The sequence below is a fragment of the Corynebacterium sp. genome, from assembly GCF_030530965.1.
Lineage (GTDB): Bacteria > Actinomycetota > Actinomycetes > Mycobacteriales > Mycobacteriaceae > Corynebacterium.
Genome location: NZ_JAUMTY010000073.1, coordinates 1 through 6,885, shown reverse-complemented (window position 1 = coordinate 6,885; position 6,885 = coordinate 1). Strand labels below are relative to the sequence as shown.

Genomic DNA, 6,885 nt, shown 5'->3' with positions numbered 1-6,885 from the left:
TGATCTCCCCGGAGAACATTGACAAGTTGACCGCGGACTTCATGGTTCTGTTCGCCGCCGACGGGATGGACGCGGTGCGCGCTGTGCCGGGCTACAACGACTTGAAGCAGGTCAAGAGCGGTGCCACGGTTGAGGACAACAAGGCTGTGTCCTCGGCACTGTACGTTCCGTCCTCCCTGTCCCGCGAGTGGGCTCTGAAGGAAATCAAGCCGGAGTTGAAGAAGGTCTCGGGCGAGAAGTCTGACTCGAAGGATGACTCCAATAAGTAAGGCTGTTCATCTACTTCATTGCCGACGCTTCTCTGTGGCTGTGGGGTGGCGTATCGGATGAGGGTTCCCCGGGTGTGTCATGTGGCATACCCGGGTTTTCTTGTACCGTACGGGCGTAACCGTACAGGCATGATGGGTGCCCGTGCCCGTAGAACGTTAAAGCCAATTTATAAAGCCGACATTCACGACGTGTTAAAAGGAATGAGCATATGAAACGCAATAGCCGTCACCACGACATTTACCCGATTTCTTTACGTGAGATCACGGTGAGCCGCGTGGAAGACATCACCCCGGGAATGCGGCGCATCACCTTCACCAGTGACCAATTCGACGCCCACCAGCAAGGCGACGTGCACGTCCCCGAGATGATCAGCACAGGTTTCGACGACGACGTGCGTTTGATTTTCCCCCACCCGGAGACAGGGGAGCGGCCAGCCCCCAGGGCGTTAGGCGACGGCCGCCTGGAGTGGACCGCGGAAATCAACGAACTATTCCGCACGTACACCGTGCGCCGATGGGATGCCGACGCTGGCGAGGTCGATATTGATTTCGCGCGCCACGGATCCGGCCTGGCCGAGGCATGGTCGGAGTCCGTCGCGCCGGGTGACAGTATTTATATGGCGGGCCCGAAGAATTGTGGCGCTCTCCCCGAGGGCGTGGATTGGCTGCTCCTGGCCGGGGACGGAACCGCGCTGCCAGCCATCGGCCGTTGTGTAGAGAGCTACCCCACGTTGAAGGCTGTCGCGGTTATTGAGGTCACCACGCCGGACCGAATCCAGAAGTTGAACATTCCATCCCCCGACGTGGAACTGCACTGGGTGGTGAGGTCCCAAGGCCACTCGCTCGGCAGCGCGCTCGAGTCCTTGGACTGGCCCGAGGGCACGCCGTACGTGTGGTGCGCCGGTGAGGCCGGCCAGCTCCGCAGCATCCGTAAGTTGGTCAAGGAACGCGGCGTCAAGCCCGAGAACACGCAGATCGTGGGTTATTGGCGCGACGGCAACGCCTCCGCCAGCAAAGCCACCAGCACCATCGCCGCCTACAACCGTCTCTCCGAGATGGCCGACATCGCCCCGGCCTTCGCCGTCCGCGCCGCCGCCGAGGCCGGCATTTTCACCGCGATCGACGCCGGCTTCACCACCCCTGAACCCCTGGCCGAGAAGACCGGCATCGCCTCCGACCGCCTGGTGAGGTTCATGCGGTACCTCGCCGCCCTGGAACTGGTCACCATCGAGCACGACGAAAACCCGTCCGCAGATCAGTCCTCCGCAGACCAGCCCTCTAGCGACGCGGTGACGTACGGCCTGACTCCCGTGGGCATGGAGTTAGCCGATCCGACCTCACCGGCAGGCGGCTACCTATCCGGCTTCGGCTCCATGCCCGCAATGTCATTCATTCACGTGGGCCAGGGTTTGCGCACCGGGAACCCCGTCCAGCTGGGTACCTCCGGCCGCACGATGGCCGAGTGGCAGGACGCCAAGCCGGAGCTGGGCAACCGCTTGGCGGTGGGCGCGAACCTCCGCATGGGGTGGGTTGCCCCCGCCGTGGTCGCGGGCTTGGACCTGGGCGGCGCGTCCTCGGCGCTGACCCTCGGCCCCGGTGCCGCCGTTCTTGCCGATGAGCTCACCCGCACTAACCCCTCCCTCACGGTCACGATCGTGGATCGCCCCGAGCACGAGGACCTCAACATGGCGGAGATCAATGATTCCCGACGTTCCCGGGTCTCCCACACGACCGCGCCGGGCGCCGAGCCAGATACAGCGTCCGCCGCTTCCCCCACGCCGGACCAGCTCGACTTCCCCCGGGCCGATGTTGCCGTTGTTCATGATCCGTGGGGCTCAAATGGCCCAATAGATGGCCCTGGTGTTATAGCCAATCTTAAAGACACTGTGTCGTTAATCGTTGTGGTTACCCAAGTTCTTGCCGACGACGGGTCGGGCGATGAAGAAGACTACGAAGCAGACATTCAACGCATGTTGGTATCAGGCGCGTCGATCCCGACGGAGCGGGAAGTTCGGGCCTCATTACGCGACGCGGGCTTTGAAGTAGAGAGCCGTCAGCCGGTCGGATGGGGGCCGATCCGTTTTGTCGCCCGCAGGGTTGGATGATTGTCCCGATGTATGCAATACTGTTCGGGTTGTCTGAGGCAGGTGGTTAACCTGCCCGAATGTGGTAACGTCGCCATCCCTTTTAGCGATATAGCAAGCGGAAGGCGTGATTCTCACCTGGTCAGCGCGCAATTTGCGTGTGACAGGGTGCAGTTACCACCAGCTGTTCAGTGCTCATGTCGCCCCGGTGTGGGCGGTGGTGAGGCTGAGGAATCGGGCTAACCATCTCAAAACAGACAAGACCAGGTGCGTTCGGGTCGGAAATCCGGCGCACGAAGCAACAACCCCAGGTCTAGGAGACTCTAGTGATTCAGCAGGAATCGCGTTTGCGAGTCGCCGATAACACGGGTGCACGGGAAATCCTGTGCATCCGTGTGCTCGGTGGTTCCACACGCCGCTTCGCTGGTATTGGTGATGTCATCGTTGCCACCGTGAAGGAAGCAACCCCCGGCGGAAACGTCAAGGCCGGCGACATCGTCAAAGCCGTTATTGTCCGCGCGAAGAAAGAAACTCGCCGCCCGGATGGCTCGTACATTCGTTTCGACGAGAACGCTGCCGTTCTTATCCGTAACGACAATGAGCCACGTGGTACGCGTATTTTCGGGCCAGTTGCCCGCGAGTTGCGCGACAAGAAGTTCATGAAGATTGTCTCGCTCGCCCCGGAGGTGCTCTAAATGAAGATCCATAAGGGCGATACCGTCATCGTCATCTCTGGCCCGGACAAAGGCGCAAAAGGTAAGGTCATTGAGGCTTACCCGAAGCGTGACAAGGTCCTGGTTGAGGGTGTTAACCGCATCAAGAAGCATGTCGCTAATTCAGCACCGGAGCGCGGTGCGGAGTCGGGTGGAATTGTCACCCAGGAAGCTCCCATCCACGTCTCTAACGTGATGATCATCGATGCTGACGGTAACCCGACACGTGTTGGTTACCGTTTCGACGAGAACGGCAAGAAGGTCCGTATCTCCCGACGTACCGGGAAGGACATTTAACCATGAGCGAGAACTACACCCCCCGTTTGAAGACTCGGTACCGCAGCGAGATTCGTGAGACTCTGAACAAAGAGTTCGAGTACGCGAATGTCATGCAGATCCCGGGTGTCACCAAGGTCGTTGTCAACATGGGTGTTGGCGACGCTGCTCGTGACTCCAAGTTGATCAACGGCGCACTGAACGACCTCACCCTGATCACCGGTCAGAAGCCGCAGATCCGCCGCGCGAAGAAGGCTATCGCTAACTTCAAGCTGCGTGAAGGCATGCCGATCGGTGCTCGCGTCACCCTCCGTGGCGACCGTATGTGGGAATTCCTCGACCGCCTTCTGACGGTTGCTCTCCCGCGTATTCGTGACTTCCGCGGTCTGTCGGATAAGCAGTTCGACGGACACGGTAACTACACCTTCGGTCTGTCCGAGCAGTCCATGTTCTACGAGCTGGACGTGGACAAGATCGACCGTCCCCGCGGTATGAACATCACCGTGGTGACGTCCGCAACGAATAACGAAGAGGGCCGTGCTCTGCTGCGCGAGCTGGGCTTCCCCTTTAAGAAGTAAAGAGCGGTAAGTAGAACCTTTTACTGGCTCTCAGTAGGGGCGAGTGGTGGTTGATAACCATCCCTCGCCCCTTTTCGTGTGCCCTACAGAAAATATTTGTATAACAATCCGTTAACAGTAAAAACTAAATGGGGGTGGGCTGTTCGTATCTAAAAACTCAACTTTGAAGCAACGTTAGCGAAAGCTGCAAACTTTATGTGCAGCGCTTGTGCGTATTTGTGGGTGTCTGACTTCCGCTAATGGGGGTAACGCGGTGTGGTAGTGATCAAACAAAAAAGACTGCAGTCCTGAATTAATACCGCATACGTAGGTAATTTTGTACCGCCTGCAGCATTTGGTTTACGGACCAGTAGCCACTATTTTCGGTGAACATGTCACTTATGTTGTAGAAGTTTCTCTACGTTTAGGAAGCTTTCACCGGAGCGTGGCGACGGGTGGATACGTCACCGCTGCTCCGCAACATAGGGGCCATAGGTACTGTTGTTTTACCTCTATGGAGTTTTGAGATGCATAACCACAGGCGCGGAAGCGCCGTAATAACCGGGGGAGGTGAGTCGCGCGCACGCGTGGTCTACGCCATCATCGGCGCAATGGCCCTGCTGTTGGGCGTCGCACGGTTTGCACCGTCCGACATGGCACCAACTGCCTACGGAGCGTCAGATATCGGCGATCCCAGTGCAAGCGCGACTGGCAAAGTCGACCCCAAGGCTGTTGGGGAGTTAGCTGCCCCAGGGAATGGAAAGGGGAATGGCGCTAGCTTTCACGTCAAGTACCCTCATGGCTATCAGGGCAAGCCGCTAACACGTCAGCCAGAGAACAATATTGTCGTTGACGGCAACATTCGGGCAGCGTGTGTAGACACGTTTGGTGGCCCGGCCGGTGAGTCTCGTGGTAATACCGTCGCCCCGGATAACAGCATCCGTGGGACGCAGACGTTTAACCCCGAGCTCGGCAAGAAGTTCGCCGCCCGGTGGGCTGACGTTTATGAAAGCCAAGACTTCGCCTCAGTTGCTAAGGCAGCCGGTGTCCCGAACGCGGATTCGAGAGCGCTCGAATCCGGAGTAGCCATGGCGGGGTGGGCCCTCGAAGGGCGCGACATCGACGAAGCCTCAGTCGTTCGCCACATCCCAAGGGTTCCTGGAAATATTGGTGATCGGGAGCTCCCGACCGAGACTGAGCAGGCACGCCAAATCGCGCACTACATGATCAACGAGGCGCAGAACTACTCTGGCAAGACTGAAGAGTCTGCTGAACCGGCGACTGTGAAGATTTCTCAGGGTGACCGTACTGAAAACGGTGACGGGACTGTTATTCCGATCTCCGTGTCTGGTAGCTCTGACAACGACAAGGCAACTATTAAAGTAGAGGGCCTTCCTTCCGGTGCGAAGCTCACCGACGCTAATGGCAAGACCGTTAACGACGGTGACGAAGTCGCCGTTCCGTCCGAGCTGAAGCTGACGATTCCTAGTGGAACTGATCCTGGCCAGGCCAAGATCTCTGCTACGACTACGAAGACGTCAAAGCTTCCGGCAGGTACGTTGTTAAAGCCTAACGACGACAACGCTCAGTGGATCATGACGATGAAGCCAGGCAAGGACGTTCCTTCTAACGCGACCGCTGGCATTAACGTCAAGTGGGACAAGGAGACCCCGTCCTCGAGCTCTTCTTCGTCGTCGTCTGCTACGTCCTCGACGTCTGCTAGCAGCTCTGCCCCGAAGCCGGTCGTTCCGACCTCCTCGGATAGCGCTACGTCCAGCACGTCGTCTCGTGTGACCTCGCCGTCCTCGACCTCGAGCAGCGAGTCCTCCACGACTTCGTCTGAGAAGCCGTCCTCGACTGCTTCTGAGTCTTCTTCGACCAGTGCTTCGTCCTCGTCGACCCCGGTCATTCCGGCTAATGACAACCCGAAGATTTCGACCACGGTTGATGTTGACGGGAAGAAGTCTGCCGAGGGTAACCCGGTTAAGGTTGATGCTTCCAAGCTTCATGAGGGCATTAACGTTAAGGACCACATCGACTACGAGGGCTTGGCTCCGAACACGAAGTACGAGTTCACCGGTACGTTGATGAAGGTTGAAAACGGCAAGGCCACCCCGGTCTCCGGTGTGAAGCCTGCCTCCAAGGTTGAGACCATTGGTAAGGATGGCAAGGGCACCGCAACTGTGGACTTCGGCAAGATCACGGATCTGAAGCCGGACACCCAGTACGTTGTGTTCGAAAAGGCTGTTCCGCTCGATAAGAGCGAGAACCCCTCGGTTGATGACAACGGAACTCCGAAGAACCCGAGTGAGGATAAGCGGGAGACCGTAACTCACGAGGATGCTGACGATGATTCCCAGACCTTCATCTCTGGTGGAGAGAGCTCCTCGTCGACCACTCCGGCTCCGTCGAGCACCTCGAGCACCTCGAGCTCGTCCGTGAAGCCGTCGTCGACCTCCAGCGAGTCCACCTCGAAGCCTGTTCCGGCTGAGATCAAGGAATCCGAGTCCTCGACCACCAGCAAGCCGTCCTCGACTGCTTCTGAGTCCTCGTCGACCAGCGCTTCCTCGTCCACCAAGGTTCCGGCTAACGACAACCCGAAGATTTCGACCACCGTTGACGTCGACGGGAAGAAGTCCGCTGAAGGTAACCCGGTTAAGGTTGACGCTTCCAAGCTCCACGATGGCATCAATGTGAAGGACCACATCGACTACGAAGGATTCGCACCTAACACGAAGTACGAGTTCACCGGTACGTTGATGAAGGTCGAAAACGGCAAGGCCACCCCTGTCTCCGGTGTTAAGCCTGCCTCCAAGGTCGAGACCATCGGCAAGGATGGCAAGGGCACCGCGACTGTTGACTTCGGCAAGATCACCGATCTGAAGCCGGACACCCAGTACGTCGTCTTCGAAAAGGCTGTTCCGCTGGACAAGAGCGAGAACCCGTCTGTGGATGACAACGGAACTCCGAAGAACCCGAGTGAGGA

Annotated in this window: 5 protein-coding genes and 1 pseudogene; all 6 read left to right on the top strand. The window is 58.4% G+C overall.

What is annotated here, in order from left to right; translation table 11 throughout:
- Positions 1-269 (top strand): annotated as a pseudogene (locus tag Q3981_RS09885) (ABC transporter substrate-binding protein); the annotation flags it as partial.
- Positions 270-478: 209 nt separating this feature from the next.
- Positions 479-2,374 (top strand): siderophore-interacting protein, encoded by a 1,896-nt coding sequence (locus tag Q3981_RS09880; protein WP_303125800.1) that lies wholly within the window; start codon positions 479-481, stop codon positions 2,372-2,374.
- A gap of 305 nt (positions 2,375-2,679) precedes the next feature.
- Positions 2,680-3,048 carry a 50S ribosomal protein L14 gene (rplN, locus tag Q3981_RS09875; protein WP_012732418.1) on the top strand — a complete coding sequence of 123 codons (369 nt, stop codon included), beginning with the start codon at positions 2,680-2,682 and terminating at the stop codon, positions 3,046-3,048.
- On the top strand, positions 3,049-3,363 hold the full coding sequence (gene rplX / locus Q3981_RS09870; protein WP_012732417.1) for a 50S ribosomal protein L24: 315 nt from the start codon (positions 3,049-3,051) through the stop codon (positions 3,361-3,363).
- 2 nt (positions 3,364-3,365) lie between these two features.
- Positions 3,366-3,920 carry a 50S ribosomal protein L5 gene (gene rplE / locus Q3981_RS09865; protein WP_012732416.1) on the top strand — a complete coding sequence of 185 codons (555 nt, stop codon included), beginning with the start codon at positions 3,366-3,368 and terminating at the stop codon, positions 3,918-3,920.
- 506 nt (positions 3,921-4,426) lie between these two features.
- Positions 4,427-6,885 (top strand): VaFE repeat-containing surface-anchored protein (locus tag Q3981_RS09860; protein WP_303125794.1); only part of this gene is annotated, 2,459 nt, incomplete at its 3' end.

What these genes read in the sequence shown, in the direction of transcription:
- rplX (WP_012732417.1), top strand. Translation starts at nt 3,049, where the DNA reads ATGAAGATCCATAAGGGCGATACCGTCATCGTCATCTCTGGCCCGGAC.
- rplE (WP_012732416.1), top strand. Translation starts at nt 3,366, where the DNA reads ATGAGCGAGAACTACACCCCCCGTTTGAAGACTCGGTACCGCAGCGAG.
- Q3981_RS09880 (WP_303125800.1), top strand. Translation starts at nt 479, where the DNA reads ATGAAACGCAATAGCCGTCACCACGACATTTACCCGATTTCTTTACGT.